The following is a 26226-nucleotide window of genomic DNA, read 5'->3' as shown; positions in this document are numbered from 1 at the left end:
CAAACACCGTACTCTGAGTTGCTTCAAAGTGAAATTGCCTCGGATCAGCCATGGTGGGCTCGACCGATTTGAACCCAACTACTGGCCGCGAGGTATCAATCCGCCCTTCTGCTCGATGAAGCCAATAATGCGATCCAGTCCGTCGCTCTTCTTCAGATTAGTCATGACGAACGGGCGGGCGCCGCGCATCCGCCGCGCGTCGGTATCCATCTTGTCGAGGGAAGCGCCGACATAGGGCGCCAGATCGATTTTATTGATCACCAGAAGGTCGGATCGAGTGATGCCGGGTCCTCCTTTCGACGGAATCTTGTCGCCGGCCGCAACATCGATCACGTAGATCGTGATGTCGGCGAGCTCCGGCGAAAATGTCGCAGCGAGATTGTCGCCGCCGGATTCGATCAGCACCAGATCGAGGCCCGGAAATCTGCCGCGCATCTCTGCGACGGCGGCGAGGTTCATCGACGCATCTTCGCGAATTGCGGTGTGCGGGCAGCCGCCGGTCTCGACCCCGGCGATCCGATCCGGAGTCAGTGAACCGGAGCGCACCAGGAACTCGGCGTCCCATTTGGTGTAGATGTCGTTGGTGATCGCCGCGATGTCGTAGCGCTCGCGCATGGACTTGCAGAGCAGGTCCATCAGCGCGGTCTTGCCGGAGCCAACCGGGCCGCCGATACCGACGCGAAGGGGGCCGTGATGATCAGTCATGGAGGATGTCCGCTGAAGCCTCGAGGCGAGGGAGCCAAAAGGCCCTTCGAGGGCTCGTCATTCGTCGTAATGAGACTAAGAACGATGCTGCTCGATATTGCAAGCCGGCAAAAGCCGAGATAAGCACCACGCTTCTCGGTCGTTTCAACCGTGGTGCGGCGAGTTGTTCGAGACGCGAGGAATGCCGATCACTCTCCGCCACGCCCTCCTAGCGTTTGTTGCCAGCTTCCGAGTACCGCCCGCTTCCCGCAACATGGCGCGCAATTTATCCACTGCCCCAGGCCAGACCGGGCGCATTTCGATTGACGCGCCTGATCAGCACTTCAATGATGCCCGCTAGGGACCGGAATGACGTCATCGCAACCAGACAACGGGATCTCGACGAGCGTCGATACCAGTTCGGAGCAAGCCACTGCAGCGGCTGCGGCCCCGGCCGACAGCAACGCGCAACGTGAGGCGCGTTCGGAGTCCACAGACGATCCGGGCCAGCGAATTGCTCGGACGCCGCCTCAGTCCGGCGATCCGGTAAAGCTCCAAGACGCGGCCAGAGCCCTCGACGAGCGCGATCAGATCGCAAAACGCATTGCAGCCTTCCGAAATCTGCAGATCAGCCTGAAGCAGGAGCGTGAGGACTATTACGAGCGCACCCTGGCCCGTACGCGCGCCGCACTCGCGTCTGACGCGAAAACGACCCGCTAAGCAATCCTGATTCGCACTTCCATCCGCTGACTACCGGGCCAGAGACTATCCGCTGCGCCTTTGGTCGCGCCGCCGCGTCGCCCACGCCGCACTAAGCGAACCCGTGCCCGGGCTCAATATTCGCGACAAATCGTCTCCATCAGCAGCGCGAAATTCCGGAAATACACAGCGAACAGCCCACAGTTTGCACTCTTCAGTGGCAAGTTTCCACTTTGCGAGAAAACACGGCAGCGACAGAGCGAACGCGATTTGCAGTCGTGGAGGCTGATCTTTGAGGCGGATCAAAGGCTGGCGAATTCCACCGAACGACGATTGTCACTACGCGGCGAGTACCTATTTCCGCTGGATTGGCAACTACACATCCTTAAACTAACGCTAACCGAAGCGGCTTCGATCAGTTCGAAATTCTCAAATTCCGAATTGTCGGCACGAATTGAGTGTAGTAGAAGGGCGCTTCACTAAAGGAGCCTACGCGTGGCAAAGAAAGCGAAAGCAAAGACTGCGAAGACCGCAGCGAAGTCGAAGAAGGCCAAGAAGGTGGTGACCAAGGCTGCGGCGAAGACCGCTACCAAGGCCAAGGCCGCCAAGAAGGGCAAGATCACTCGCCGCGAGTACACCAAGGAAGACATCAAGGAGCTGAAGGCGCATTCCAAGGCGCGCACTCCGGTGGCGGAAATCGCCCGTCTGACCAATCGGACCGTCGGCTCGCTGCGCCAGAAGGCGCTGAAGCTCGGTATCGGCCTCGGCCACCAGCGCTGAGCCTGCACGCGCGGCTCGCGAAGCAGATACGACGACCGCTCGCCGGTCAGGGCCGTCTATTCGGCCCTATCAGTCGTGCTTCGCGAGCGGCGCGGCCGCCTTTTTGATCCAAACTTTGTTGTCGTGGAACGCTGCACCGCCGTGCGGCGGGATTGCTTCTGCGCTCGTCAGGACGTTGATTCCGCGTCCGCCACGATGAGCCCGGTTCGCAAACACCGATTCGGCGATCAGAACGCCGCGCCGAAGCCCGCTGTTCAGCCGGACGGTGAGCACCGTCTCCCCCCGAGTATTCCCCAGCAGCACCCATTCGCCGTCACCGACACCGACCTCCGCAGCGTCGGCCGGATGCATCAGCACGTTCGGCTCGCCCTCGCGCGCTCGCGACGACGGCGTCTCGTTGAAGGTCGAGTTGAGGAAACTGCGGGCCGGACTGGTGGCGAGCCGGAATGGATGCTCGGCGTCGGCCTCTTCAGTCACCGCCCAGTGGTCCGGCAGGCTCGGCATCGCCTGCCACGGCCCGAGTGTCAGCTTGCGCGCAAGCTTGACGTTGCCCCAATCGACCCGGAAATGAAACTTGCCGTCCGGCTGCCCAAAGCCGTCGAGAAAGTGCGACGCGCGAAAATCCGGCTGCAGATCGCGCCAGAGATCGGCCTCAAGCTGCTCGATACCGCCATAGCCGCTGACTTTCAGCGTGCTATCGATCACCTCGCGCGGCGTCATGGCGAAGGCCGGATGGTCGATGCCGAGCCGCTGGGCCAGCCCTTGCAGCACCTCGTGATTGGAGCGGCACTCGCCCGGAGGCGCGACCAGCCGGGCACCGATCGAAATGTGCTGATGTCCGCCGCCGTAGTACAGATCGTCGTGCTCCAGGAACATTGTCGCCGGCAGCACGATATCGGCCATCAGCGCGGTCTCGGTCATGAACTGCTCGTGTACCGCAACGAACAAGTCTTCACGGGCGAAGCCGGCGCGAACCAGCCCCTGCTCCGGCGCCACCGTCATCGGATTGGTGTTCTGGATCAGCATCGCCTTGACCGGCGCGCCGCCGTCCAGCGCCTCGGTGTCTCCAGTGAGGATGCGGCCGATCTTGGACTGATCCAGCACCCGGGTCGCCGGATCGAGCTGATCCAGCCCCTCGATCAGTGATTTGTCGAAGCCGTAGATCGAGCCGTTGTTGAAGAACGCGCCGCCACCCTCGTGCTGCCACGCCCCAGTGACCGCCGGAATACACAACGCGGCGTGCATCTGTGCCGCGCCATTGCGGCTGCGGGTGAAACCATAGCCGAGCCGAAAGAAGCTGCGCTTGGTGCCGCCGACCGCATGCGCAAACGCTTTGATTTCCGCCTCCGGCACGCCGCAGATCGCCGACGCCCAGGCCGGCGTCCGCGTGGCCAGATGCGCTTCGAGCTCGTCCGGACAATCGGTGTAGCGCGCCAGATAGGCCCGGTCGGCAAGACCATCGCGAAACAGCACATGCATCACGCCGCAGGCGAAGGCGCCGTCGGTCCCCGGACGCAGGATGATCCGGATATCGGCCTGCTGCATGGTTTCGTTGTCGTAGATATCGACCGCAGCGATCTTGGCACCACGCTCTTTGCGGGCGCGGGCCGCGTGGGTCATCACGTTGACCTGGGTCGAGACCGGATTGGTACCCCAGATCACGATCAGATCCGACTTCGCCATTTCGCGCGGATCGACGCCGGCGACCTTGCCGACGCCCGCCGCATAGCCCGCCCAGGCGACGTTGGCGCATATTGTCGAGTAGAACCGCGAGTATTTCTTGACGTTGGCGAGCCGGTTGATGCCGTCGCGCATCACCAGCCCCATGGTGCCCGCATAGTAATAGGGCCACACCGACTCCACGCCGAACTCCGCCTCGGCGGCATCGAACCGCGCTGCGATTTCGTCCAAGGCCTCGTCCCAGCCGATCCGCGCAAACGCGCCGGAGCCCTTCGGCCCGATGCGACGCATCGGATAGGTCAGCCGGTCTGGATGGTGGATGCGCTCGGCGTAGCGGGCGACTTTGGCGCAGACCACGCCGGCCGTGTAGGTCTGGCGCTTCGAGCCGCGCAGCCGACCGATGGCCGAGCCATCGATCACTTCGACGTCGAGCGCACAGGCCGACGGGCAATCATGCGGACAGGTCGAGTGGCGAATGTCGATCGCGGCGCGCTGGTTCATATGAGAACCGTTATCACGAGTTTTTCCGGCTGAGAACGGTAGCTGACTATGGCGTCGCAGGAGTCCGTTCGTGCCGGTCGAACTGCAACCTTTTACGGTCCCGTTCGTTATGCCGGCGCAACAGGGACGACGCGCATCATGCAACCGGCACCAGAGATCGATTTCAACCGTTTGGCTCAGGAAATGGCTGCTTGGCGAGCAGTTCCGGCGGGTGATCGCGCTCCCGCTCCCGGGTGGTGGTGGGGGCCGGCGATGGCGCTGCGCCACGCCAGACAGACGCTGTCAGCCGAAGACTGCCGCAAGTTTGGCCTGCCCCTCGGCGCTTCGTTCGCCGATGCGAGCAACAAGGTGATGGCATTTCTCGCGGCGCAGCGGTCGCTGGCGCAGCCGAGCGAGTTTCCGAGAAAGCGGCTCCGCGACAGCGGACGGCGACATACCTCGCTCGCGATGGCGGCAGAGTGAGGCTCGCTTTCGATCAAGCGCTTTCTTCGACCGTAACGTCCGCCTGACCTTCCAGATCGGCGATCTCGAGGTTGAGGTTGCGACCGGTGCGGCCTTCGACGATCTCGTTGATCTTGCGCGCAATGCTCGGTTCGCGTGCGATCAGCGCGCGGAGGTCGGCGCCATCCAGCACCAATAGCCGGGTGCGCGACACCGCTTTGACGGTGGCAGAGCGCTCGACTCTGTTCAGCACCGCGATCTCACCGAAGAAATGCCCTGTCCCGAGCCGGATTCGGCGGCCTTTGTCCTCCGGACCGAGCTCGATTTCGATCTCACCCTCGGCAATGAAGTACATCGCTGTGGCGGGCTCGCCGCGACGGAAGACGACTTCGCCGCGGTCGATCTGGCGAGCCTGAAGCAGCTGCATGATGTGGGCGATATCGCCGGCGGTGAGGTGCGAGAACAGCGGCACCCGCGCCACCATGCTCCAATTGACGATGAAATCGCGGCGGTGGATCACTTCGGAAAACGCATTGGCGACGATACCGACCGGCAATGCGATCATGATCAGGCCGCAGATGATCGTCGCCGCCGCGATCAACCGGCCGACACCCGTCGCCGGCACGACGTCACCGTAACCGATCGTGCTCAGCGTCACGATCGCCCACCACATCGCATCCGGAATGGTGCCGAACTTTTCGGGCTGCACATGGCCCTCGACAATGTGCATCGCGGTCGCCGAAACCAGGGTGGCGCAGGCGAGGATCACCAAGCACGCCAACAGCGCGCGGCGCTCGCTTTCGAGCACTTCGAGCAGTGAGCGCATGCCCGACGAGTAGCGGGCGAATTTCAGCAGCCGCAGCATGCGCAGGATGATCAGGACCCGCAGGTCGTCCGGGCCGAACAGCGCGATCCAAAGCGGCATCACCGAGATGCAGTCGACCACGCCTTGCGGGCTGATCATGTAGGCCCACGCTGCCCGCAGCGGGCTCATATGACGGTAAGGCAGGTGCTCGGGCGCGATCCAGATCCGGATGTAGTATTCGATCGAGAACACGACCAGACAGAGCAGCTCCAGCGCCGCAAACAGGCGGCCATAGCCGTTACGCAGCTCCGGCACCGACTCCATCACCGTCACACCGACGCTGAGCACGATGAAGAAGACGATGAACCGATTGACGATCACGCCCGCGCGCGAGCTCTGCGCTTGGGATTCGAGGATTTCATAGAAATAATGCCGGGCTCGGAGATAGCCCGGCTGCTCGTCGCGCATTGGTGGGGCCTCGGGTGGGTCCGGGCAGAACGCGCGACCGCGGGGGGAAGCGCTTCAGGCCGCGGCGAGCGCGTCGAAGCGTTTCGGGTCCAGCACGCGCACACCGTCCGGAACGATCACGATCAGTTTTTCCCGTTCCAGCTTGGTGAAGGTGCGGCTTACCGTCTCGATGGTCAAGCCGAGGAAGTCGGCGATGTCCTGCCGGCCCATCGGCAGGCTGACGGTTTTGGTGACGCCCTCCAGGCGCGCGAGCCGCTCCCGCCAACCAACCAGGAAGGCCGCGACCTTCTCTTCAGCCGAGCGGCGGCCGAGCAACAGCATCTGATCCTGCGCCAGGCTGAGTTCACGGGTGGCGAAATCGTTCATGCGGAGCAGCATCTGAGGGCGATTTTCGATGAAGCGCAGGAACGGACCGCGGAAGAACTTGCACACGGTCACGCCGCCGATGGAATCGGCTGAGAACGAGTAGCGGTTACCCGGCGCCATGCCGAGAAAATCGCCCGGAAGCGCAAAACCGATGATCTGACGGCGGCCATCGGGAAGCAGCTTGTACAGCCGGGCAATGCCCTCGATCAGGCTGTAGACCGAATCAGCGACTTCGTCCTCGGAGAACAGCGCTTCCTTCGGCCCATAGCGGACATGCTGGGCGAGCCGCTCGAACTCCTCGTGTTCGGCGGGGCCGAGTTCGCCGCAAATGGCCAACCCACGCACCGCGCAATGCGTCTCACACCGAAATCCCTCACAGGTCGTCGTCGGGTAAGCGAGATGCGGCATCCATCACTCCATGCGGTCGCGAGACTGAACTCTCCTGGTGCGCGTCGTCGTTGACCGACCGCCTTACTGCGCCAGGGGGCCCAATATGTCGGCAAATCGTCAAGACAACTTGACACAGATCAAGGTAATGGCACGCCCTGCATGCATCGTGCAAGTTGTTGTGTTTGACCTGTTCTAGCGACCGGGCGACTTGATGCGACGTCTTTTCGCCGGTGCGGCGATCCTATTGATGCTGGCGGGCCTATTGGCGCTGACTGGCCAAGCGTCTGCGGCAACGCCGTCGGAAAGGCGCGGGCTGGGCTTTGCCAAATCGCATTGCGCGCGCTGTCATGCGATCGGGCGCACGGGCAAGAGCCGGCTGAAGCAGGCCCCGCCGTTCCGCACCCTGCACAAGCGGTATCGGGTTGAAACGCTGGCTGAGGCGTTTGCCGAGGGGATCTACACCGGCCATCCGCGGATGCCGGCGTTCGAACTCGACCCCGACGAGATCAACGACCTTTTGTCGTACCTGAAGACTTTGGAGCGGTAGCCGGCCGGGGTGCCGCCGCTTCCGGTTCGACCTCGGCATGACCGGACGCAAGCGCCTGCGCCAGCCACGGCACCAACTGCTTGGCAATGGTGTCGAACGATTTGTCGAACGCCGTCACCGCCGCAGCCGGCTCCGGCTTGTCGAGCGGCGTCGCCTGCTGAAACAGCCTGGCCCCGATCAGTTTGCCGTCCTTGTCGATCAGCTTGGCGCTGAACGCGATCTCGGCCCGGAGAGCATCGCCCTCACCGACCACCTGAAAACTGCGGATGTCGGTCAACAGTTGATAATCCGGCTGCACGGCGTCATTGGGGCGCATCGGGGCGTGGGCGATGTCGTAATTCTCGAAGCTCTGGATCAGCTTCTCCTGCAGCATCTTCGGAACGCTGTCGCTCCACTGCGCGCCGGCGAACGCCGGCACATCCAGCTCCGGTGCCAACAGCATCTTCTGGCTGTCGAACAGCACCACGGTATTGGATTCCGGAATGGTGAGCTGTCCCCGGAGCGGCGGCGACGGCGGCGGGAAGCCGCCGGCAGCCGACAGGTCGTACACCACCTTCTTCACCACCGGCTCGTTGGCACCTGTCATCCGCTCGACCCCGCCGAGAATGCCGTCGAGCTTGCCGGTCTTGCTCGACAGCCACTCCGAGAATGTCTTGAAATTCGCGATGGTGTCTTTCAGCGGGCCGGCATTGTCGCCGAGCACGGTGTCGACCTTGCGCAGCGCCTCGCGGGCGGCCTGGGTCATGCTCATGCCGGCGCCCGGCTCGGCCACCAACGTCGTCGCGATCGCCGAACCTGTGAGCTGCTTGCCGCCTTCGAGCGCCACCACCGGCACACCGGTGAGGCCCTGGAAGTCCAATCCCACCTTGGTGTCGGGACGGACCGGCGTCGACGGCGCCACCGCGATCGTGGCATCGACCCGGCGCGGATCGTCGGGCGCAAGCGCCAGCGCCGTCACCTCGCCGACCCGAATGCCGTTGAACAGCACCGCCGCACCGACCAGCAGCCCCGGCACCGGGTCGCGGAACTGGATGTGATAGCTGGTGCGCGCACCGACACCCGAGGTGTTGTGCAGCCAGAACACGAAGCCGAACACCGCGAAGATCGCCGCGAGCACGAACGCGCCGACGATCACAAAGGGAGCACGAGTTTCCATGGGCGTGGCGTCCTAGTTCTGTCTGGGCTGGAGCATCGCCGAGCGTTTGCCGTGGAAATAGGCCCGCACCCAGGGATGGTCGGATTGCAGCAAGTCTTGCATCGGCCCCACCGCGACGATCTTGCCGTCCGCCAATGCCGCGACGCGGTCGCAGACGACGTTGAGACTGGCGAGATCGTGGGTCACCATGAACACGGTGAGTCCGAGCGTGGTTTGCAGGGTCTTGATCAGCTGGTCGAAGTCGCCGGCCGCGATCGGATCGAGGCCGCTGGTCGGCTCGTCGAGAAACACGATCGAGGGATCGAGCGCCAGCGCGCGGGCCAGCGCGACGCGCTTGGTCATGCCGCCGGACAGCTGCGCCGGATACTTGTCCCAATCGTCCGGTGCAATCCCGACCATCTCGAGCTTGGCGGTGGCGATCTCGTCCTGCAGCTTCTCCGACATGTCGAGCATCTCGCGCAGCGGAAACTGCACGTTCTGCCGCGCGGTGAGCGAGGAGAACAGCGCACCCTGCTGGAACAGGATGCCCCAGATCGCCGCCACCGCGCCGCGCGCGCGGCCGAAGCCGCGCTCGGTGTCGTGGCCCATCACGTCGATGTGGCCGCTCTGTTTCGGGATCAGCCCGATGATGGTCCGCATCAGCACCGACTTCCCGCCGCCCGAGGCGCCGACCAGTCCGAGGATTTCACCGCGGCGGACATCGAGCGACAGATGATCGAGCACGGTCTGCCGGCCGAAGCCGACGACGAGGTCGGCGACGCGGATGGCATAGAGTTCGGCGAGCGCGTCCATCGCTACATCCCAATCGAAGCGAAGAACACGGCGAACAATCCGTCCAGCACGATCACCAGAAAGATCGACTTCACCACCGAGGTGGTGGTCTGCAGACCGAGCGACTCGGCGCTGCCCTTGACCCGAAGCCCCTCGCTGCAGGCGACGATGCCAATCACCAGCGCCATGAACGGCGCCTTCCACATCCCGACCTCGAACGAATTCAGCGACACCGCCTCGTGCAGCCGGGCGATGAACACCGACGGCTGCATCCCGCCGTAGAACCACGCCGTCAGCAGGCCGCCATACAGCGCCGCCATCGAGCCGATGAAGGCGAGGATCGGCAGGGCGATCACCAGCGCGATGATCCGCGGCAGGATCAAGACTTCGACCGGATCGAGCCCCATGGTCGACAGCGCATCGATCTCCTCGCGCATTTTCATCGAGCCGAGCTCGGCGGTGTACGCGCTGCCCGAGCGGCCGGCCACCATGATCGCCACGATCAGCACGCCGATTTCGCGTAGCACCAGGATGCCGACCATATCGACGACATAGGATTCGGCACCGAATTTCCGGAAATGGAAGATGCCCTGCTGGGCAATGATGGCGCCGATCAGGAAGGTGATCAGCACCATGATCGGGATCGCCTGCCAGCCGACCCGATACACCTGGTAAGTCAACGAGGTCAGCCGCAGCGAGCGCGGCCGGCGCAACACGCCGAGCAACGCGGCACCGAGCGCGCCGAGCATCTCCAGAAACACCGCAATGTCGGCTGTGGCGCTCCAGGCCGAACGTCCGATCTGGTCCAGCTTGGCAATGATCGGATTGGGCTTTGGATGCGGGGTCGGTCCGCGGCGATTGAGCTGCCGCACCTCGTCGATAAGTTCGGCATAGTTGCCGGAAATGCCCTTGAACTGCGCGGTGCGGCCGGCCTGCGCGGCGCTGCGCGACAATTTCTCCAGCACCCAGGCGCCGATGGTGTCGATCTCGCCGATCTCCGCCATGTCGATCGTGAGCGACTTCGCCGCCGCGATCTGCGGCGCGGCGTCCTGCGACAGCTGCTCCATGAACTTGCTGTTGGTCGCGATCCAAGCCCCGGTCGGCTTCAGCTCCAGCGTATCGCCATCGGTCTTGGCATCCAGGACAGGCGCAGAGCTCACGGCTGATATCCGATCTCGAAGGCCAGCATGGACTGCTCCGTTTCGATTCGCGCCGCGGTGTTGCGGCGCACAGTCTGCGTCTCGCGCCCCGATTGATGCAAATCAATTATGGAGCTGCTGCTCTGCGCCAGCATTGTGCGCAACGCCAGGAGCGAAACAATGACCAAGGCACCGCCCTCCGCTATCCTCAACACCTCGTTGCCGGCGTGCTTCCGACAGATCAGGCTCGAACTGGCACGCGAACCTGGACATCCTGAAGGCGAAGCCAACATCGCCTATGTGATCGTCGCTCCGCTCGACGCCGACGACCGGATCGACGCGGAGATCTGGAAAAAGCACCGCGACGCCTGCCGGGTGTCGCGGCAGCGGCCGCATCAGGCGGACAACCTCGGCCATCTGGTGCACCGGCCGGGTGGATCATGGGCATTTCAATATGACAGCGATGCGAAACTCCCGGACGAAGCCGGCTATCACTTCGCCGACGAACGCTTCGTGCAAGGCGAATACGTGTCGCTCCGCGAAGAAGGCGACATGCACACATTCCGTGTGGTCTCGGTCAGCAGGCTGTAGCGATCAGCAGGACAGCGACGCCCGTGCGCTGCGTCACTATCGTCATGCCGATCTGGCAGCGCGGGCGGCTTCTTCGGTCAGCGGCAGCCGGACATTGAGAATGTCCGGCTCGGACGGGTCGGTCTTGGTTTCGAAGCCGAGATCGCGGCACATCCGCAGCATCGCGGTGTTCTCGCGCAGCACTTGGCCGCAGACATAGTGCAGCCCTTCGGAGCGGGCGTATTCGATGATCAGCTTCATCAACGCCCAGCCCAGTCCTTTGCCTTTCAGGTCCGAGCGCAGCAGGATCGCGTATTCGCCGCTCTCGTAGATTGAATCCGAGTGAATCCGGACCACGCCGAGCAACTCGCCGGTGATCTCGTCGAACGCCACGAACGCCATCGCGCGGGCGTAGTCGATCTGCGACAGCCGGGCGATGAAGGCGTGGCTGAACTCCTTCATCGCGGCGAAGAACCGCAGCCGCAGATCCTCCGGCGTGACGTGCTTGAGCAATTCGTGGATCGCCGGCTCGTCGTCAGGGCGGATCGGTCGCGCCAGCACCCGCCAGCCGTCCTTGACGGACAGATGCCGTTCCCATTCGGTCGGGTACGGCTTCACCGCGAAATGCGTGTTGCCGCGGCCGGCAAATTTGCGCTCCGGCGGTCGCACCACGACACGGGCATCGATCGCCACCACACCGCTTTGATCGGCGAGCAAGGGATTGACGTCGAGCTCGCGGATCTCCGGCAGGTCGGCCGCCATCTGCGACAGCTTCACCAGCGTCAGCGCTACCGCACTGCGCTTGACCTCCGGTACGTCGCGATAGGCACCGAGCAGCTTGGAAACGCGGGTGCGCGCGATCAGCGACTCCGCGAGCGGCAGATCGAGCGGCGGCAGCGCCAATGACCGGTCGTCGATCAGTTCGACCCCGGTGCCGCCCTGACCGAACGCGATCACCGGCCCGAAGGTCGGATCGTCGGCGATGCCGATCGTCAGCTCCCGCGCCTTGGGCCGCAGGATCATCGGCTGCACCATCACGCCGTCGAGCCGAGCATCGGGGCGCAGCCTGGCGGCACGCGCCAAAATCTCGTCGACCGCGGCACGGACCGCTTCGACGCTGGTGAGGTTGAGCACCACCCCGCCGATGTCGGATTTGTGCGGGATGTCGCGCGACAGCACTTTCACCACCACGGTGACGCCCTGCGACAGGAAGGAGGACGCCCACGAAACCGCCTCTTCGGCATTGGTCGCCGCCAGCGTCGGGATCATCGGAATCTGGTAGGCCGCGAACAGGCCGCTGATTTCCAGCGGATCGAGCCAGGAGCGGCCTTCGCGCAGCGCTTTCTCGACGATCGCCCGGGCGGTCTCGGTGTCCGGGTCGAAATCCTTCGGAAGCGATGGCGGCACTTCGGTGAGAAGCTGTACCGCCTCGCGATAGCGCACCATGTTCATGATGCTGCGGACCGCATCGTCCTCTGTCAGGTAGTTCGGGATCGAGGCGGCATCGAAGCCATGGGTGACCGCTTCCTCGGCGCCGACCCAGACCGCGAACACCGGCTTGAACAGCGTGCGGCGGACGCGCTCCTCGCCGACCACACGGATCACTTCGCGGGCGATGTCACTGGGCGAGGCCACCGCGGTCTGCACGTTCATCACCAGGATGGCGTCGTTGTCCGGATCGGCGAGCAGCATCGACAGCGTCGCCGAATAGCGCTCGGCGTCAGCATCGCCGGTGATGTCGATCGGATTGAAGCCGGACCATGAGGTCGGCAGCACCGCGTCGAGCTTCTTGTGCAGATCCGCCGAGAGCGCCGCCGGTTCGCCGCCGAGTTCGACCAGCCGGTCGACCGCCAGAATGCCGATGCCGCCGCCATTGGTGAGAATAGCGACCCGCTTGCCGCGCGGCGGGCTGACTCGGCCGAGCGTTTCGGCACAGTCGAACAGCTCGCGCAGATCGTACACGCGCAACATGCCGGCGCGGCGAAACGCCGCCTCGTACACCGCGTCCGCACCGGCGAAGGCGCCGGTGTGGGTCGCGGCGGCCTTGGCGCCGTGCGCCATCCGCCCCGACTTCACCACCACCACCGGCTTGACCCTCGCCGCAGCGCGCGCCGCCGACATGAATTTGCGCGCGTCGGTGACGGCCTCGATGTAGAGCAGGATCGCGCGGGTATCGAGATCGGCGGCGTAGAAGTCGAGCATGTCGGCGATGTCGACGTCGAGCTGATCGCCGATCGACACGATGCCGGAGAAGCCGATCTCCTTGACGGCCGCCCAATCCACCATGCCGGCGGCGATCGCGCCGGACTGCGAGATCAGCGCCAGATTGCCCCGCCTCGGCATGTGGGCGGCGAAGCTGGCGTTGAGATTGACGCCCGGGATCATGATGCCGAGACAGTTCGGCCCGATCAGCCGGATACCCGACTTGCGGGCCGCGCGATTGGCGGCCTCCGCATAGGAGCCTTTGCCGCGTCCCATCTCCGAACTGATGATGATGGCACCGGCGACGCCGAGTTCGCCGGCTTCGGCCACGACCTTGGCGACCGAGCGCGGCGGCGCGGTGATGACGATCAGATCCGGAACGAACGCGAGGTCCGCCAGCGAGCCGACGGTCTTGATGCCGCCGATCTCGGCATAGCGCGGATTGACGACGCCGATCTGCCCTTTAAATCCCGCCTCGCGCAAATTGGTGAGCACCGCGCGACCAAGAGAGGCCGGCCGCGGGCTGGCGCCGACGACCGCCACGGCTCCGGGCGACAGCAGGGTGCTCAATCGATACGTCGACATCTCACCTCGACACCGGACGACCGGCCGCGAGCGGCCACCGTCGCACGATCCGGACTCTGCGCGGGAAAGGTGTACGACAGTTGCCGCAACAAGCCAATGTCGGGCCGGCGCGGCGGAGGGACGCGCACCGTTCCCACGATCAGCGTACCTTGGTGAAGCTCGCCAGCGCCTTGATGACGTCCTCGCGCGAGATGATGCCGTGCAGCTTGCGATCGGCATCCAACACCGGAATGCTGCGGGTCTGGTGTTCGACCATCAACTGCAACACCCGGGTAAGCTTGGTATCGGCGTGCACGTACAGGAAGTCCGCCGACATGACGTCGCCGACCGCCCGATTCATCAGGTCGTCGTAATGCGGCAGCATCTGGGTCGGGTGGAACGCGAAACAGCTCAAGAAATCGTATTTGGTCACCATGCCGATGACACGCTGATCCTCCACCACCGGATAGGCGTTGAAGTCGTCGTGCTCGAACTTGTCCTCCAATTCGCGCATGGTCAGTTCGCGCGAGACGGACTTCACCGCTCGCGTCATATGGTCGGCAACGGTTGCCTCGAGAAATTTATACAAGACCGGACCCAATCACTCGGAATTTTCACCAACGATTTCGGCGACCCAATGGCGGCCCTGCTAATCGTCGTTGCCGTGCAAATTGACCGCAGCTTTGACGAATTGAATTGATCAAGGTCAAACCGGCGGCAATTCGCAGCGCGGCTTGTTTTTCGTACAACAATGCTCATGATCGGCCGGTCCAGCTTGCATATTCGGAATGCAACATGGTCGATCCCCGGACAATTCCTCGGTCCCCTAAGTAGTAATCCCGATGCCAGAGACCGACCTCCCGCCCGATGGATCCTCGCAGCAGGACGTCTTCGATTTTCTGGGCCACGGCAGTGACGGTCTCTTCCCGGTGAAACAGATCGACACCCACGGCGCAGCGGTTTTTCTCGAGGGGAACCGCGCCCTGAAGATCAAGCGCGCCGTCAAGTTCCCGTTCTTGGACTATTCGACGCTCGCTAAACGCAAGACGGCCTGCGAGCAGGAGCTCGCGGTCGGCCAGCGGTTCGCGCCCACGATCTATCGCCGTGTCGTTCCGATCACACGCACCGACAACGGTGCTTTACAGATCGGCGGTGACGGGCCGGTGATGGAATGGGCCGTCGAGATGATGCGCTTCGACGACAGCGCCACGCTGGATCATCTCGCCCGCGCCGGCTCGCTCGGCCCTGAGCTGATCGACGCCGTCGCCGACGCGATCGCGGCGTCTCACCTTGCCGCTCCCCTGGCAGCCTCCGCGCCGTGGGTCGCATCGATCGAGCCGATCCTGGCCGACGATACAGCCGAGCTTGCGGCCGGCGGCTTTGCGGCGGACGACGTATCGGCGCTCGACCGCGGCAGCCGTGCTGCGCTCGGCCGACTGCGCCCGTTGTTGGAACGACGCGGCGCCGCCGGCTTCGTGCGCTGGTGTCACGGCGACCTGCACCTCGCCAATATCGTGATCCTCGACGGCAAGCCGACGCTGTTCGATGCCATCGAGTTCGATCCGATCATCGCGTCGGTCGACGTGCTGTACGATCTCGCCTTCCCGCTGATGGACCTGCTGCATTACGGCCGCGGCAGCGACTCCGCGCAACTTCTGAATCGCTATCTGGCGGAGACGGCGGACGACAATTTCGACGCGCTGTCGGCGCTGCCGCTGCTGCTGTCGATGCGCGCCGCGATCCGCGCCAAGGTGTTGCTGGCGCGACCGGCAGCCGACGACTCGATCAGAGATGCCAATCGAGCGATCGCCGAATCCTATTTCGCCCTGGCGCTGCGGCTGATCGCGCCGCCGCCGCCCCGGTTGATCGCTGTCGGCGGGCTGTCGGGCACCGGAAAATCCGTGCTGGCGAGGGCGCTGTCCGGCCACGTCCCGCCCCTGCCGGGCGCCGTGGTGCTGCGTTCCGATGTGGCCCGCAAACGTCTGTACGGCGTCGCCGATACCGAGCGGCTGCCGGCGACCGCCTACACCCCGGACGTCACCGAGAAGGTGTATCGCGGCCTCGCCGAACGCGCCGCGCGCATCTTGAACCAAGGGCATTCGGTGATCGTCGATGCGGTGTTCTCCAAGCCCGACGAGCGCCAGGCGATTGAAGCCATCGCGGCCGAGCTTGCTGTGCCGTTCCACGGCGTGTTTCTCACCGCAGATCTCGACATCAGGATCGCGCGGGTCTCAGGCCGCATTGGCGACGCATCCGATGCGACCCCGGAGATCGTCCGGCAGCAGCACAGCTACGCGCACGGCGTGATCGGCTGGACCACGATCGACGCCGGCGGCACCCCGGCCGAGACGCTGTCGCGAACGCTGGCGGCGTTGCCGCAGACCGCTCAGGTCTGCAGCACGTAGCTGCCCGGCGCGTTCGGCAGCGTCGCCGAATCGGCGTCCGGCAAGCCCATCCGCGGCGGCGCGACCGGCTCGCCGGAGCGGGTGCCGAGCCACTGCACCCATTCGGTCCACCACGAGCCCTCGGCATGCGGCGCCTGCTGCAGCCAATCGTCCGGGCCGACATAGGGACCGTCGGCCGGCTTGGTCATCACCTGATGGCCGTGCGCCTTCGGCGACGGCGGCGAGACGATGCCGGCATTGTGGCCGCCGCCGGTCAGACAGAAGGTCACGTCGGCATCAGCGAGCAGATGGATCTTGAAGGTCGACCGCCAAGGCGCGACGTGATCGCGCTGGGTGCCGACCACGAACATCGGCGTATGAATGTCGGACAGCGCGATCGGCCGGCCGTCGACGGCGTAGCGACCTTCGGCCAGATCATTGTCGAGGAACAGCTTGCGCAGATACTCGGAGTGCATCCGATACGGCATCCGGGTGGCGTCGGCATTCCACGCCATCAGATCGTTCGGTTCGGAACGCACACCCATCAGATATTCATGCACCAGCCGCGACCAGATCAGATCGTTGGAGCGCAGGATCTGGAACGCCCCGGACATCTGGGTGGTGTCGAGCACGCCGCGATTCCACATCATGTCTTCGAGAAACGCGACCTGACTCTCGTTGATGAACAGCGTCAGTTCGCCGGCCTCGGTGAAATCGGTCTGGGCGGCGAACAGCGTGATCGATTTCAGCCGGTCGTCACCGTCGCGGCCCATCGCGGCGGCAGCGATCGACAGCAGCGTGCCGCCGAGGCAATAGCCGACCGCATGGATCGGCCGTTCCGGCAGGATCGCGCCGATGCTGTCGAGCGCGGCCATCACGCCGAGCCGGCGATAATCTTCGAGCGAGACGTCGCGATCTGCGGCGGTCGGATTGCGCCACGAGATCATGAACACGGTGTAGCCCTGCCCGGTGAGATACTTCACCAGCGAATTGTGCGGCGACAGATCGAGAATGTAGTATTTCATGATCCAGGCCGGCACGATCAGGATCGGCTCCGGCCGCACCGTCTCGGTCGCGGGCTCGTATTGGATCAGTTCGATCAGCTTGTTGCTGTACACCACCTTGCCGGGCGTCACCGCGACGTCTTTGCCGACGACGAAATCGTGCTTCGGCTCGTGCGCCATCAGTTCGAGCAGATCTTCCCACCAGTTGCGGAAGCCATCGGCAAAATTCCGTCCCTCGGTCGACACGGTGCGGCGAAGCACTTCCGGATTGGTGAGAGCGAAGTTCGACGGCGCCCAGACGTCGAGCATCTGCCGGGTGGCGAACTCGACGATCTTTTCATGCTGCTCCGACACCCCGCGGATTCCGGTCGTGGCGTCGTGCCACCACTGCTCCGTCAGCAGAAACGCCTGGGCCATCAGGTTGAACGGCGGCTCGCGCCATTCCGGCGCGGTAAATCGGCGGTCCTGCGGCTGCGGCGCGATCAGCGACCACGGCGCACTCTGATCGAGCGCAGCCTCGGTGAGCTGCGTCGCCCGTCGCATCGCGTCGTTGACGAGATCCATCCGCCGGGTCGGTGCCCAGAACAGATGCGACAGCCAGTCGGCATAGGCCAGCGTCAACGCAGTCGGCGACAATCCGCCGGTCAGCGGCGCCAGCGTGGCGTGCAGCGTGCGGTCACTATCGCTGGCGCGGCTGAGCGGCGCCGGCAGTTGGGCCTGGTGGGGGACGGCGCTCTGCGCCTGCGGAGAAGTCTGCAACATCGTTACCTCGTCGCGGCCGTCGCGCGGAAATGCCGGCGCAGCCTATGGCTAGTTTCGCCCGCCCGATGGCAATTCGGTACGCCCCTGCCCTCCACATATAGGACAATCAAGATGTCATCTTGCAGTCATCCGCTGCTTCCGGAGTACGCCACCGTGAAGATGGTTAAATGGTGGTAGCGACGCCGCTCGGGAAGCTTCGCATCAGTCACGAGCCGCGGGCTTGACCTGGTTCGAATAACGGAAGGACGCCGCCGGGCTCGTTATTTCCCTAGCGGGCGAGGAAGGCGCAGCGCGACGTCTGCTCCAGCAGATGCTGAGTGACGCCGCCGAGAATCCACTCCCGGAAGCGCGAGCGTCCATAGGCTCCGGCGATCACGATACCGGCCCCGACCCGGCGGGCCACATCGGTGATCTGCCGCGACACGTCACCGGACGGCTCCGGGACCTCGCCGACCGCATGGATGTGATGCCGCGACAGCCAGTCGACGACGTCGTGAACACCCGCGAGCGCGGTGGCACGCCCCTCGTCCTCCTCGCTCTCGACGATCTCCACGACGGTCACATGGCTTGCCTGCCGAAGCAGCGGCAGTGCATCGACGATCGCGCGCCGCGCCTCGGGATTGTCCTTCCACGCCACCAGCACGCTCGACAGATCGATCCGGCAGACATTTGGCGGCACCACCAGCAGCGGGCGTCCGATCTCCATCACCAGATCGGCCGGGTCGGCCAATGCGAATGGATCGGTCAGCACGCTCGGCGTACCGGCCCCGCAGACCACGAGGTCCGCCGCACGCGCCTGCTGCACGATGTAGCGCGCCGGCTGCTCGATCGCGCTGCGCCATTCCAGCTCGCGCGCGTGACCGCCCATCGCCTTGCGGAACTCGGCTTCCAATTCGCCGAGCCGAAGCTTGATGGCAGCGAGCCCCTCCACCAATACCCGCTCGGCCTGAGCGCCGCTCATATAGTACAGGGGCGGGCTGAGCTCCGAGGCGGCAATGCCGATCAGTCGCGACTCGAATCGTTCGGCGAGCTCCGCAGCGATGCCGAGACGACACGCATTCGGCTGATCGAACGCAAGCGCGACCATCACCGTCGAGTATGTCATCGGCACCTCCCCGAAACTGTCGCGGCACTTCCTTCACGTTTCACGCAGCAACCGCTCGCCGCTTACGGCCACTATATGCGGATCATGATCCTGCAACAAACCGCTCCGATACGATGAGCTAGATCAAAGTGGCCGACCTGCGCGGCCATATATTCCGCATCCGTCTCCGACAGACGGAACGGGAGTCCCCTGCAATGCTGAGTGACATCGTCGTCCACATTCCGGCCGATCGCCCGGCCGATGGCGTCGTCGCCTGCGCCGTATCAGTGGCCAACGCGTTCGATGCGCATCTGGACGGCATCGTCTGCACGTATCAGCCGATCAATCCGGCCATCATGGTCGGCGCCTCGGCGGCCTACTACGCCGCTGCCGCACAATACAACACCGACGGCGACGAGGCCGCCGCCCGCCTCGATCAGTTCGAGCTCGCCGCCCGCGCCGCCGGCATCACCCACGGCGCGCGCTCGCTCTGCGACACCCCGGTACTGGCCAACCAGGCCCTGGCGGAGATCTCGCGGCTGTACGACCTCACCATCGTGGCTCAGCCCGACCGCGCCAAACCCGGCCACCAGGATCCGTTGCCCGAGGCCGTGCTGTTCAATTCCGGCAAGCCGATGCTGATGGTGCCGCATATCCACACCGGGCCGCTCGCTCTGGACCGGGTCCTGGTGTGCTGGGACGGCGGACGGCCGGCGGCGCGCGCCGTCAGCGACGCGATGCCGTTCCTCGGGCGAGCCAAGACTATCGACATCGTCGCTGTCAACGAAGACGAGGACGTGGTCGGACAGGCATCGTCCGGTGCGTTGCTGGCGCATCTGTTGCGGCACGATCTCGCGGCGACCAGCCACCACCTCACCGCGTCACCGGGCAATATTCACAACACCATTCTGTCGTTCGCGGCCGACACGGGCGCCAATCTGCTGGTGATGGGCGGCTACGGTCATTCGCGGCTGCGCGAGTTCATCCTCGGCGGCGTGACACGAGGCATCTTCAAATCGTTGACCCTGCCCGCCTTGATCTCGCATTGACGCAGCGCGGGGCGAGCGACACACCGAGCCACGGTCCGACCGGCATGGCGTTCGGTTAGCCGCCGCGGCTTAGAGGAGACTGGATATGCGTGCGCACCAAATCATGACCCGACAGGTGGTGACGATCGGCCCCGACGCCTCGATCGTCGATGCCGCCAACGCGATGATCGACAACCATCTTAGCGGTCTGCCGGTCGTCGACGCCGACGGCAAACTGATCGGTATCATTTCCGAGGGCGACTTCATCCGCCGCGCCGAGATCGGCACCGAGCGCAAGCGCGGCAGGTGGCTACGGATGCTACTCGGCCCCGGCACCTGCGCCGGCGACTTCGTCCACGAGCACGGCCGCAAGGTCGGCGAAGTGATGACTCATCATCCCTACACGATCGCCGAGGACACCACGATCGAGACCATCGTCAAGCTGATGGAAAAGCATCACGTCAAACGGTTTCCGGTGATGCGCGGCGACCTCCTGGTCGGCATCGTCACCCGCAAGAACCTGTTGCGCGCGGTCGCCGATCTCGCGCGCCAAGCGCCCGAGCCGAACGCTGCGGACGACAAGATCCGCGACAAGATCATCGCCGAGATCGAACGCAACGACTGGCGCCCGTTCGGTCTCAGCGTGCTGGTGCGCGACGGGGTCGTACATCTCAACGGCGTGATCACCGAAGAGCGGTCGCGCCAGGCGGCGGTCGTCGTGGCCGAGAACGTCTGTGGGGTCCGCGAAGTGCACGATCATCTGTGCTGGGTCGACACCATGTCGGGGTTCTACCTGAATTCGCCAGAGGACGATCGCGCCGCCAAGAAGGTGAGCTGAAATTCGGCGCACCGGCACTGTTACTGTATTCCTGATCGGTGGCGGGCGTCCTGCTCGCCGCCAAGTGTTGCTGCGCCGCCACGCTGTGTTGCGGATCGGAATGGCGTTGTGTTAAGACCGACGGAGACAGCATTTTCAGGCGTCGCGTGACCGATTCACCTCAACCGTCGACCGAACTCCTCGCGCGCGATCGTCGATTGCAGCAGGGCATCGACGGCTACGGCGTCGGCACTTGGGAACTTAATCTCGCCACCCAGGAATTGGCGTGTTCGGCGACCGCGCGGAAGCTGCTGGGCCTCGAGGCCGACGTTCCCATCACCTACGACACGTTCATAGCCCAGGTCGAGCCGGACGACCGTGAGTTGATCGCTCGTGCGCTGCAGCGATCGATCGAGTCCGGCGACCAGATCGACGTGATGTACCGGGTGGCGGAGAAAACCCAGCCGAGCCGCTGGCTGCGCTCCCGCGGCGGCATCGTCAAGGAGGACGGCGTCTCCTATCTGTGCGGCATCGTGCTCGACATCGATCAGCAGAAGCTGCTGGAGCAGGAGCTGCGGCTGCAACAGGGTCAGCTCCGCTCGATCCTGGACACTGCGCCGGACGCGATGATCCTGATCGACGGCCACGGCATCATCCGATTCTTCTCGAGAGCCGCGGAGCGGATGTTCGGCATGTCCGAACGCGAGGCGATCGGCCAGAATATCAGCGCGATGATGCCGCGCTCCGACGCGTCCCGTCACGACCAGTACATCGACCGCTACAACGCCACCGGCGAACGCCACATCATCGGCATCGGCCGGATCGTGACCGGCCGTCGCAAGGACGGCACCTCGTTCCCGATGCATTTGTCGATCGGCGAGATGGAGTCCGGCGGCGAGCGTTACTTCACCGGCTTCATCCGCGATCTCACCGAGTATCAGCAGATCCAGGCCCGGCTGCATGAACTACAGGCCGAGTTGGTCCATGTCTCCCGGCTTACCGCGATGGGCGAGATGGCCTCGGCGCTGGCGCACGAATTGAACCAGCCATTGTCGGCAATCAGCAATTACATGAAGGGCTCGCGCCGGCTGCTGGCCGGCAGCACCGATCCGAACACCGCAAAGATCGAAAGCGCCATGGAGCGCGCCGCCGAACAGGCATTGCGCGCCGGGCAGATCATCCGGCGGCTGCGCGATTTCGTCGCGCGCGGCGAATCCGAAAAGCGGGTCGAGAGCCTCGCCAAGCTGATCGAAGAGGCCGGCGCGCTCGGTCTGACCGGCGCGCGGGAACAAGGTGTCGTGTTGCGCTTCAATCTGGATCCGGCGCACGACCAGGTGCTGGTCGACCGGGTACAGATTCAACAGGTGCTGGTCAATTTGTTCCGCAATGCGCTGGAAGCGATGGCCAATTCCGATAAGAAGGAACTGTCCGCCGGCAATCTACGCGCCGCGGACGACATGGTAGAAGTGACCATCTCGGATACCGGCAGCGGTCTGCCCGAGCAGGTCAAAGCCAAGTTGTTTCAGACGTTCTTCACCACCAAGGAAACCGGAATGGGGGTCGGCCTTTCGATCAGCCGTTCGATCATCGAGGCCCACGGCGGCCGGATGTGGGCGGAAACGAACAGCGCCGGGGGCGCGACGTTCCGCTTCACGCTGCCGCTGGCGCCCGTCGGGGATTTGACTGATGCCTAAGGGAACCGTGCATGTGATCGACGACGACCTGGCGATGCGGGAATCGATCGAATTCCTGCTCAGCTCGGCCGGCTACGAGGTCAGACTGTACGAGTCGGCGCAGACGTTTCTCGATCTGCCGGACGTGGAATTCGGTTGTATCCTGTCCGACGTCCGGATGCCGGGCATCGACGGCCTCGACCTGCTCAAGCGGCAGAAGGCGGCCGGCAGCAAGTTGCCGATCCTGATCATGACCGGCCACGGCGACGTGCCGCTGGCGGTCGAAGCGATGAAACTCGGCGCTTCCGATTTCATCGAGAAACCGTTCGACGACGACCGTCTGATCGGATTGATCGAACTGGCGCTGAAGCAGGCACAGGAAGGCGCCAAGAGCGAAGCGGTGATGCAGGACCTCGCGGCGCGCATCCAGTCGCTCAGCCCGCGCGAACGCCAGGTGATGGATGGACTGATCGCGGGCATGTCGAACAAGGTGATCGCCCGCGAGTTCGACATCAGCCCTCGGACTATCGAAGTCTATCGCGCCAACGTTATGACCAAGATGCAGGCGTCGAGCCTGTCGGAACTGGTGCGGATGGCGATGCGCGGCGGCGTGATCAAGGATTGAGACAGATCAATCTGGCTGCGCGATCTACCCCTATGGTAGGATTATGAAATTTTCCGCAGCCCTCGAAACGTGAGGTTTGGTGATGCCAAGCCCGCCGACAAAGACCATCGTTTACGTCGTCGACGACGATCAGGGCGTGCTCGGATCGCTGCGGTTTCTGCTGGAAACCGACGGCTTCGCGGTGCGCACGTTCCGTAGCGGCCCCGCACTGCTCGATGCGATCGACCAGGGTCCGGTCGACTGCATCGTGATCGACTACAAGATGCCCGGCATGAACGGCATCGATCTCGCCCGCGGATTGCGCGAGCGCAACGTCGGCGTGCCGATCGTGATGATCACCGGCTATCCGGATTCGACGATTTCCAGCCGCGCCAACGCAGTCGGCGTGCAGCATGTGGTGGTCAAGCCGCATCTCGAAGAGAGTCTGGTGTGGCATATCCGGGCCGCCTTGCAGGACAGCGGCGCGCCTGCCTGAGCGCGTTGCTGCCGCCGATCTTAAGACATTGTTCACACATTGGTTTTTCTGCAGGAGCGGAGGAGGCCGCACGTCCTAGCCTCCGTAAACCTACTTAGGGGAACCCACTTAAGATATGGAGCGAAATACCTCGTCCTGGCAATCTTCCGTACAACCCTGGCCATCCGATCACCCCAGGAGATGGCCAGATGCTGAACCAGTCGCTCAGGACCCCCGCCACCGCCGCCCCGATTGATCCTTCCTGTTACTCGGCTGAGCAGTTCTTCGTGACCACCGGCCACGCCGGTCTGATCGCCTCCGAGTTCTCCTACAAGAAGGAAGAGGAAATCTACGGCGAGGACGAACCGTCCGAATACGTTTATCAGGTCGTGTCCGGCGCCGTGCGCAGCTACAAGTTGCTGTCCGATGGCCGCCGCCAGATCGGTGCCTTCTATCTTCCCGGCGACGTGTTCGGGCTGGAATCCGGTCCGACCCATCGCCTGACCGCCGAAGCGATCGTCGACACCACCGTCCGCCTGATCAAGCGCCGCAGCCTCGAACAGGCCGCCGCCACCGACATCAACATCGCCCGCGGCCTGTGGTCGATGACCGCCGGCGAGCTGCGCCACGCCGAAGACCACATGCTGCTGCTCGGCCGCAAGAACGCGATGGAGCGGGTCGCCAACTTCCTTCTGGAAATGGACCGCCGCCTCGCCGTCGCCGGCATGATGGCGCTGCCGATGTGCCGCCGCGACATCGGTGACTATCTCGGCCTGACCCTCGAAACCGTCTCCCGCGCGCTGTCGCAGCTGCAGAGCAAGGGCATCCTCGGCTTCTCCGGCGCCCGCCAGATCGAACTGCGTAACCGCGCCCAGCTTCGCAATCTCGACGCCTGAGGCCGGTTTCGGCGGCTTTTCCGCCGCAACATCGGCTTCCAGTCGGATCGGACAGACAGGCCGCCAGCGATGGTGGCCTTTTCTGTTTCAGGCGATGGCTGCTGAAGGTATCGCCCATCGTTGATCGGAAGATTTTTCTCTTCCATCCCTCGATCAGCAAAGAACGAACTCACCGCGATTGCCATATCGTCGAGACGGAGATTTTTATTTCCGTCCGTTGATTGACTTGGGGATCCTGGGCCGCCCTGATGAACGCCCGCGGACCGGCGTCGCCGATGGTGCGCACGCGGTCACAGCCCGGTTTTCATTGCCCGAAGGATGTCGCCATGACCCAGAAGCTCCACCCCGAAACTCTCCTGCTGCATGCCGGCTGGCGCGCCGACCCTTCGACCGGCTCGGTGGCGGTGCCGCTGTTCCAGACCACCTCGTATCAATTCCGCGACACCGAGCACGCCGCGAACCTGTTCGCGCTGAAGGAGCTCGGCAACATCTATACCCGGCTCGGCAACCCGACCACCGACGTGCTGGAGCAGCGTGTCGCGGCGCTGGAAGGCGGCGTCGCCGCACTCGCGGTCGCCTCCGGCCAGGCCGCTTCGGCCTACGCGATCCAGAACCTCGCCCGCGTCGGCGACAACATCGTGTCGTCCACCGATCTGTACGGCGGCACCTGGAATCTGTTCGCCAACACCCTGAGGGACCAGGGCATCGAAGTCCGCTTCGTCGATCCGTCCGACCCGCAGGCGTTCGAGCGCGCCACCGACGAGCGCACCCGCGCCTACTATGCGGAGACGCTGCCGAATCCGAAGCTGGCGGTGTTTCCGATCGAGGAAGTCGCCGCGATCGGCCGCCGGCACGGCATTCCGCTGATCGTTGACAACACCGCCGCTCCGCTACTGGTCAAGCCGCTCGAATACGGCGCCGCGATCGTGGTGTATTCGGCGACCAAATATCTCGGCGGCCACGGCACCTCGATCGGCGGCATCATCGTCGACGGCGGCAACTTCCCCTGGGAGCAGTTTCCGCAGCGCCAGCCGGCGCTGAACACGCCGGACCCGAGCTATCACGGCGCGGTGTGGGTCGAGGCGGTGAAGCCGATCGGCCCAGTCGCCTACATCATCAAGGCTCGCACCACGCTGCTGCGCGACCTCGGCGCGGCGCTGTCGCCGTTCAACGCCTTCCAGATCATTCAGGGCCTGGAAACGCTGCCGCTGCGGATCGAGCGCCATGTCCAGAACGCCCAGAAGGTCGCCGACTATCTGGAGAAGCGCCCGGAAGTCACCAAGGTGATCCATCCGTCGAAGCAGAGCGGCGTCGCCCGCGAGCGCGCCGAGAAGTATCTCCAGGGCAAATTCGGCGGCCTGGTCGGCTTCGAGCTCGCCGGCGGCCGCGAGGCCGGTCGCAAGTTCATCGACGCGCTGGAGCTGCTGTATCACGTCGCCAATATCGGCGACGCCCGCAGCCTGGCGATCCATCCGGCCTCGACTACCCACTCGCAGCTCTCCACCGAAGAGCAGCTCGCCACCGGCGTGTCCGACGGCTACGTCCGGCTGTCGATCGGCCTCGAGCACATCGACGACATCCTCGCCGACCTCGACCGCGGCCTCGCCGCGGGACGGCTGGCGAAAGTGGCGTAACGCACAAAGCTGTAGGGCGGATTAGTACTACTGCGTCATAAGTTTCCGCCGCCGGCTTGATGCTGCGGCGAGGCCACAACAGGGGCATCGCGGCAGGGTTTT

General features: G+C 64.3%; 25 protein-coding genes. 13 read left to right on the top strand and 12 right to left on the bottom strand.

Annotated elements, in window-relative coordinates:
- Window positions 1-78: 78 nt before the first annotated feature.
- Window positions 79-705 (bottom strand): urease accessory protein UreG, encoded by a 627-nt coding sequence (gene ureG, locus DNX69_RS04750; protein WP_110784880.1) that lies wholly within the window; start codon window positions 703-705, stop codon window positions 79-81.
- 348 nt (window positions 706-1053) lie between these two features.
- On the opposite strand from ureG, the gene DNX69_RS04745 reads away from it, so the two are divergent.
- Both DNX69_RS04745 and DNX69_RS04740 read left to right on the top strand, forming a co-directional pair.
- Complete coding sequence (locus DNX69_RS04745) at window positions 1054-1404, top strand: hypothetical protein (protein ID WP_110784879.1); 351 nt, start codon at window positions 1054-1056, stop codon at window positions 1402-1404.
- A gap of 474 nt (window positions 1405-1878) precedes the next feature.
- Complete coding sequence (locus DNX69_RS04740; protein WP_011159765.1) at window positions 1879-2163, top strand: hypothetical protein; 285 nt, start codon at window positions 1879-1881, stop codon at window positions 2161-2163.
- Between the two features lie 69 nt (window positions 2164-2232).
- Here the strand turns inward: DNX69_RS04740 and DNX69_RS04735 are convergent, their stop codons facing one another.
- Window positions 2233-4344 carry a molybdopterin-containing oxidoreductase family protein gene (locus tag DNX69_RS04735; protein WP_110784878.1) on the bottom strand — a complete coding sequence of 704 codons (2112 nt, stop codon included), beginning with the start codon at window positions 4342-4344 and terminating at the stop codon, window positions 2233-2235.
- A gap of 48 nt (window positions 4345-4392) precedes the next feature.
- Here DNX69_RS04735 and DNX69_RS04730 point away from each other — a divergent pair, with 48 nt between their 5' ends.
- Window positions 4393-4806 (top strand): hypothetical protein, encoded by a 414-nt coding sequence (locus tag DNX69_RS04730; RefSeq protein ID WP_234826854.1) that lies wholly within the window; start codon window positions 4393-4395, stop codon window positions 4804-4806.
- A 13-nt stretch (window positions 4807-4819) separates the two neighbouring features.
- Here the strand turns inward: DNX69_RS04730 and DNX69_RS04725 are convergent, their stop codons facing one another.
- Both DNX69_RS04725 and aadR read right to left on the bottom strand, forming a co-directional pair.
- Window positions 4820-6058, bottom strand: coding sequence for a cyclic nucleotide-gated ion channel (locus tag DNX69_RS04725; protein WP_110784876.1), 1239 nt, complete (start codon window positions 6056-6058; stop codon window positions 4820-4822).
- A 54-nt stretch (window positions 6059-6112) separates the two neighbouring features.
- The gene (gene aadR / locus DNX69_RS04720) at window positions 6113-6832 is read right to left on the bottom strand and encodes a transcriptional activatory protein AadR (RefSeq protein ID WP_110784875.1); all 720 of its coding nucleotides are present in this window, start codon (window positions 6830-6832) and stop codon (window positions 6113-6115) included.
- Between the two features lie 229 nt (window positions 6833-7061).
- Between aadR and DNX69_RS04715 the strand changes: the two genes are divergently transcribed.
- The gene (locus DNX69_RS04715) at window positions 7062-7361 is read left to right on the top strand and encodes a c-type cytochrome (RefSeq protein WP_234826853.1); all 300 of its coding nucleotides are present in this window, start codon (window positions 7062-7064) and stop codon (window positions 7359-7361) included.
- On the opposite strand, the gene DNX69_RS04710 is transcribed toward DNX69_RS04715, so the two are convergent.
- The 4 genes from DNX69_RS04710 to DNX69_RS26240 are packed head-to-tail and all read right to left on the bottom strand — an operon-like array spanning window position 7321 to window position 10615.
- Entirely contained in the window at window positions 7321-8517 is a 1197-nt protein-coding gene (locus DNX69_RS04710; protein WP_110784873.1) for an ABC-type transport auxiliary lipoprotein family protein, read from the bottom strand. The two genes, DNX69_RS04715 and DNX69_RS04710, sit on opposite strands and share 41 nt — an antisense overlap.
- 12 nt (window positions 8518-8529) lie before the next feature.
- A complete protein-coding gene (locus DNX69_RS04705) occupies window positions 8530-9309 on the bottom strand; it encodes an ABC transporter ATP-binding protein (protein WP_110784872.1) in 780 nt (259 codons plus the stop codon).
- A 2-nt stretch (window positions 9310-9311) separates the two neighbouring features.
- Window positions 9312-10448, bottom strand: coding sequence for an ABC transporter permease (locus DNX69_RS04700; protein ID WP_165825186.1), 1137 nt, complete (start codon window positions 10446-10448; stop codon window positions 9312-9314).
- Window positions 10445-10615: a hypothetical protein gene (locus tag DNX69_RS26240; protein WP_165825185.1), complete on the bottom strand. Its 171-nt coding sequence runs from the start codon at window positions 10613-10615 to the stop codon at window positions 10445-10447. The genes DNX69_RS04700 and DNX69_RS26240 overlap by 4 nt, the downstream gene beginning before the upstream one ends.
- Here DNX69_RS26240 and DNX69_RS04695 point away from each other — a divergent pair.
- Window positions 10608-11018, top strand: a complete 411-nt coding sequence (locus DNX69_RS04695) for a hypothetical protein (RefSeq protein WP_110784974.1) — start codon at window positions 10608-10610, stop codon at window positions 11016-11018. The genes DNX69_RS26240 and DNX69_RS04695 overlap by 8 nt on opposite strands.
- Window positions 11019-11060: 42 nt before the next feature.
- Here the strand turns inward: DNX69_RS04695 and DNX69_RS04690 are convergent, their stop codons facing one another.
- Both DNX69_RS04690 and DNX69_RS04685 read right to left on the bottom strand, forming a co-directional pair.
- Entirely contained in the window at window positions 11061-13784 is a 2724-nt protein-coding gene (locus DNX69_RS04690; protein ID WP_110784870.1) for a bifunctional acetate--CoA ligase family protein/GNAT family N-acetyltransferase, read from the bottom strand.
- Between the two features lie 139 nt (window positions 13785-13923).
- Entirely contained in the window at window positions 13924-14352 is a 429-nt protein-coding gene (locus DNX69_RS04685; protein WP_207803115.1) for a CBS domain-containing protein, read from the bottom strand.
- 253 nt (window positions 14353-14605) lie between these two features.
- Here DNX69_RS04685 and DNX69_RS04680 point away from each other — a divergent pair, with 253 nt between their 5' ends.
- On the top strand, window positions 14606-16168 hold the full coding sequence (locus DNX69_RS04680) for an AAA family ATPase (protein WP_110784868.1): 1563 nt from the start codon (window positions 14606-14608) through the stop codon (window positions 16166-16168).
- Here DNX69_RS04680 and DNX69_RS04675 read toward each other — a convergent pair.
- Window positions 16150-17913 (bottom strand): PHA/PHB synthase family protein, encoded by a 1764-nt coding sequence (locus DNX69_RS04675; RefSeq protein ID WP_110784867.1) that lies wholly within the window; start codon window positions 17911-17913, stop codon window positions 16150-16152. The two genes, DNX69_RS04680 and DNX69_RS04675, sit on opposite strands and share 19 nt — an antisense overlap.
- A gap of 268 nt (window positions 17914-18181) precedes the next feature.
- On the bottom strand, window positions 18182-19018 hold the full coding sequence (locus DNX69_RS04670; RefSeq protein WP_110784866.1) for a universal stress protein: 837 nt from the start codon (window positions 19016-19018) through the stop codon (window positions 18182-18184).
- Window positions 19019-19212: 194 nt separating this feature from the next.
- On the opposite strand from DNX69_RS04670, the gene DNX69_RS04665 reads away from it, so the two are divergent.
- The 7 genes from DNX69_RS04665 (at window position 19213) to DNX69_RS04635 (ending at window position 26124) form a co-directional block, all read left to right on the top strand.
- Window positions 19213-20046 (top strand): universal stress protein, encoded by an 834-nt coding sequence (locus tag DNX69_RS04665; RefSeq protein WP_110784865.1) that lies wholly within the window; start codon window positions 19213-19215, stop codon window positions 20044-20046.
- An 85-nt stretch (window positions 20047-20131) separates the two neighbouring features.
- A complete protein-coding gene (locus DNX69_RS04660) occupies window positions 20132-20863 on the top strand; it encodes a CBS domain-containing protein (RefSeq protein ID WP_110784864.1) in 732 nt (243 codons plus the stop codon).
- A 131-nt stretch (window positions 20864-20994) separates the two neighbouring features.
- On the top strand, window positions 20995-22536 hold the full coding sequence (gene fixL / locus DNX69_RS04655) for a sensor protein FixL (protein ID WP_425327293.1): 1542 nt from the start codon (window positions 20995-20997) through the stop codon (window positions 22534-22536).
- Complete coding sequence (fixJ, locus tag DNX69_RS04650; protein ID WP_110784862.1) at window positions 22529-23140, top strand: response regulator FixJ; 612 nt, start codon at window positions 22529-22531, stop codon at window positions 23138-23140. Before fixL ends, fixJ begins: the two co-directional genes overlap by 8 nt.
- A gap of 82 nt (window positions 23141-23222) precedes the next feature.
- The gene (locus DNX69_RS04645; RefSeq protein ID WP_110784861.1) at window positions 23223-23615 is read left to right on the top strand and encodes a response regulator; all 393 of its coding nucleotides are present in this window, start codon (window positions 23223-23225) and stop codon (window positions 23613-23615) included.
- 188 nt (window positions 23616-23803) lie between these two features.
- The gene (locus tag DNX69_RS04640; protein ID WP_110784860.1) at window positions 23804-24490 is read left to right on the top strand and encodes a helix-turn-helix domain-containing protein; all 687 of its coding nucleotides are present in this window, start codon (window positions 23804-23806) and stop codon (window positions 24488-24490) included.
- A 326-nt stretch (window positions 24491-24816) separates the two neighbouring features.
- Complete coding sequence (locus DNX69_RS04635) at window positions 24817-26124, top strand: O-acetylhomoserine aminocarboxypropyltransferase/cysteine synthase family protein (RefSeq protein WP_110784973.1); 1308 nt, start codon at window positions 24817-24819, stop codon at window positions 26122-26124.
- Window positions 26125-26226 lie beyond the last annotated feature (102 nt).

It is taken from the genome of Rhodopseudomonas palustris, assembly GCF_003226555.1.
In the GTDB taxonomy this organism is placed as follows: Bacteria; Pseudomonadota; Alphaproteobacteria; order Rhizobiales; family Xanthobacteraceae; genus Rhodopseudomonas; species Rhodopseudomonas palustris_I.
Note: the sequence above shows the minus strand (reverse complement) of the source record. Positions and strands in the feature narration are given on the sequence as shown.

Excerpts from the sequence above, each read along its gene's own strand:
- ureG (WP_110784880.1), bottom strand. The coding sequence starts at position 705 with ATGACTGATCATCACGGCCCCCTTCGCGTCGGTATCGGCGGCCCGGTT.
- DNX69_RS04745 (WP_110784879.1), top strand. The coding sequence starts at position 1,054 with ATGACGTCATCGCAACCAGACAACGGGATCTCGACGAGCGTCGATACC.
- DNX69_RS04735 (WP_110784878.1), bottom strand. The coding sequence starts at position 4,344 with ATGAACCAGCGCGCCGCGATCGACATTCGCCACTCGACCTGTCCGCAT.
- DNX69_RS04730 (WP_234826854.1), top strand. The coding sequence starts at position 4,393 with ATGGCGTCGCAGGAGTCCGTTCGTGCCGGTCGAACTGCAACCTTTTAC.
- DNX69_RS04725 (WP_110784876.1), bottom strand. The coding sequence starts at position 6,058 with ATGCGCGACGAGCAGCCGGGCTATCTCCGAGCCCGGCATTATTTCTAT.
- aadR (WP_110784875.1), bottom strand. The coding sequence starts at position 6,832 with ATGCCGCATCTCGCTTACCCGACGACGACCTGTGAGGGATTTCGGTGT.
- DNX69_RS04715 (WP_234826853.1), top strand. The coding sequence starts at position 7,062 with ATGCTGGCGGGCCTATTGGCGCTGACTGGCCAAGCGTCTGCGGCAACG.
- DNX69_RS04710 (WP_110784873.1), bottom strand. The coding sequence starts at position 8,517 with ATGGAAACTCGTGCTCCCTTTGTGATCGTCGGCGCGTTCGTGCTCGCG.
- DNX69_RS04705 (WP_110784872.1), bottom strand. The coding sequence starts at position 9,309 with ATGGACGCGCTCGCCGAACTCTATGCCATCCGCGTCGCCGACCTCGTC.
- DNX69_RS04695 (WP_110784974.1), top strand. The coding sequence starts at position 10,608 with ATGACCAAGGCACCGCCCTCCGCTATCCTCAACACCTCGTTGCCGGCG.
- DNX69_RS04690 (WP_110784870.1), bottom strand. The coding sequence starts at position 13,784 with ATGTCGACGTATCGATTGAGCACCCTGCTGTCGCCCGGAGCCGTGGCG.
- DNX69_RS04680 (WP_110784868.1), top strand. The coding sequence starts at position 14,606 with ATGCCAGAGACCGACCTCCCGCCCGATGGATCCTCGCAGCAGGACGTC.
- DNX69_RS04675 (WP_110784867.1), bottom strand. The coding sequence starts at position 17,913 with ATGTTGCAGACTTCTCCGCAGGCGCAGAGCGCCGTCCCCCACCAGGCC.
- DNX69_RS04670 (WP_110784866.1), bottom strand. The coding sequence starts at position 19,018 with ATGACATACTCGACGGTGATGGTCGCGCTTGCGTTCGATCAGCCGAAT.
- DNX69_RS04665 (WP_110784865.1), top strand. The coding sequence starts at position 19,213 with ATGCTGAGTGACATCGTCGTCCACATTCCGGCCGATCGCCCGGCCGAT.
- DNX69_RS04660 (WP_110784864.1), top strand. The coding sequence starts at position 20,132 with ATGCGTGCGCACCAAATCATGACCCGACAGGTGGTGACGATCGGCCCC.
- fixJ (WP_110784862.1), top strand. The coding sequence starts at position 22,529 with ATGCCTAAGGGAACCGTGCATGTGATCGACGACGACCTGGCGATGCGG.
- DNX69_RS04645 (WP_110784861.1), top strand. The coding sequence starts at position 23,223 with ATGCCAAGCCCGCCGACAAAGACCATCGTTTACGTCGTCGACGACGAT.
- DNX69_RS04640 (WP_110784860.1), top strand. The coding sequence starts at position 23,804 with ATGCTGAACCAGTCGCTCAGGACCCCCGCCACCGCCGCCCCGATTGAT.
- DNX69_RS04635 (WP_110784973.1), top strand. The coding sequence starts at position 24,817 with ATGACCCAGAAGCTCCACCCCGAAACTCTCCTGCTGCATGCCGGCTGG.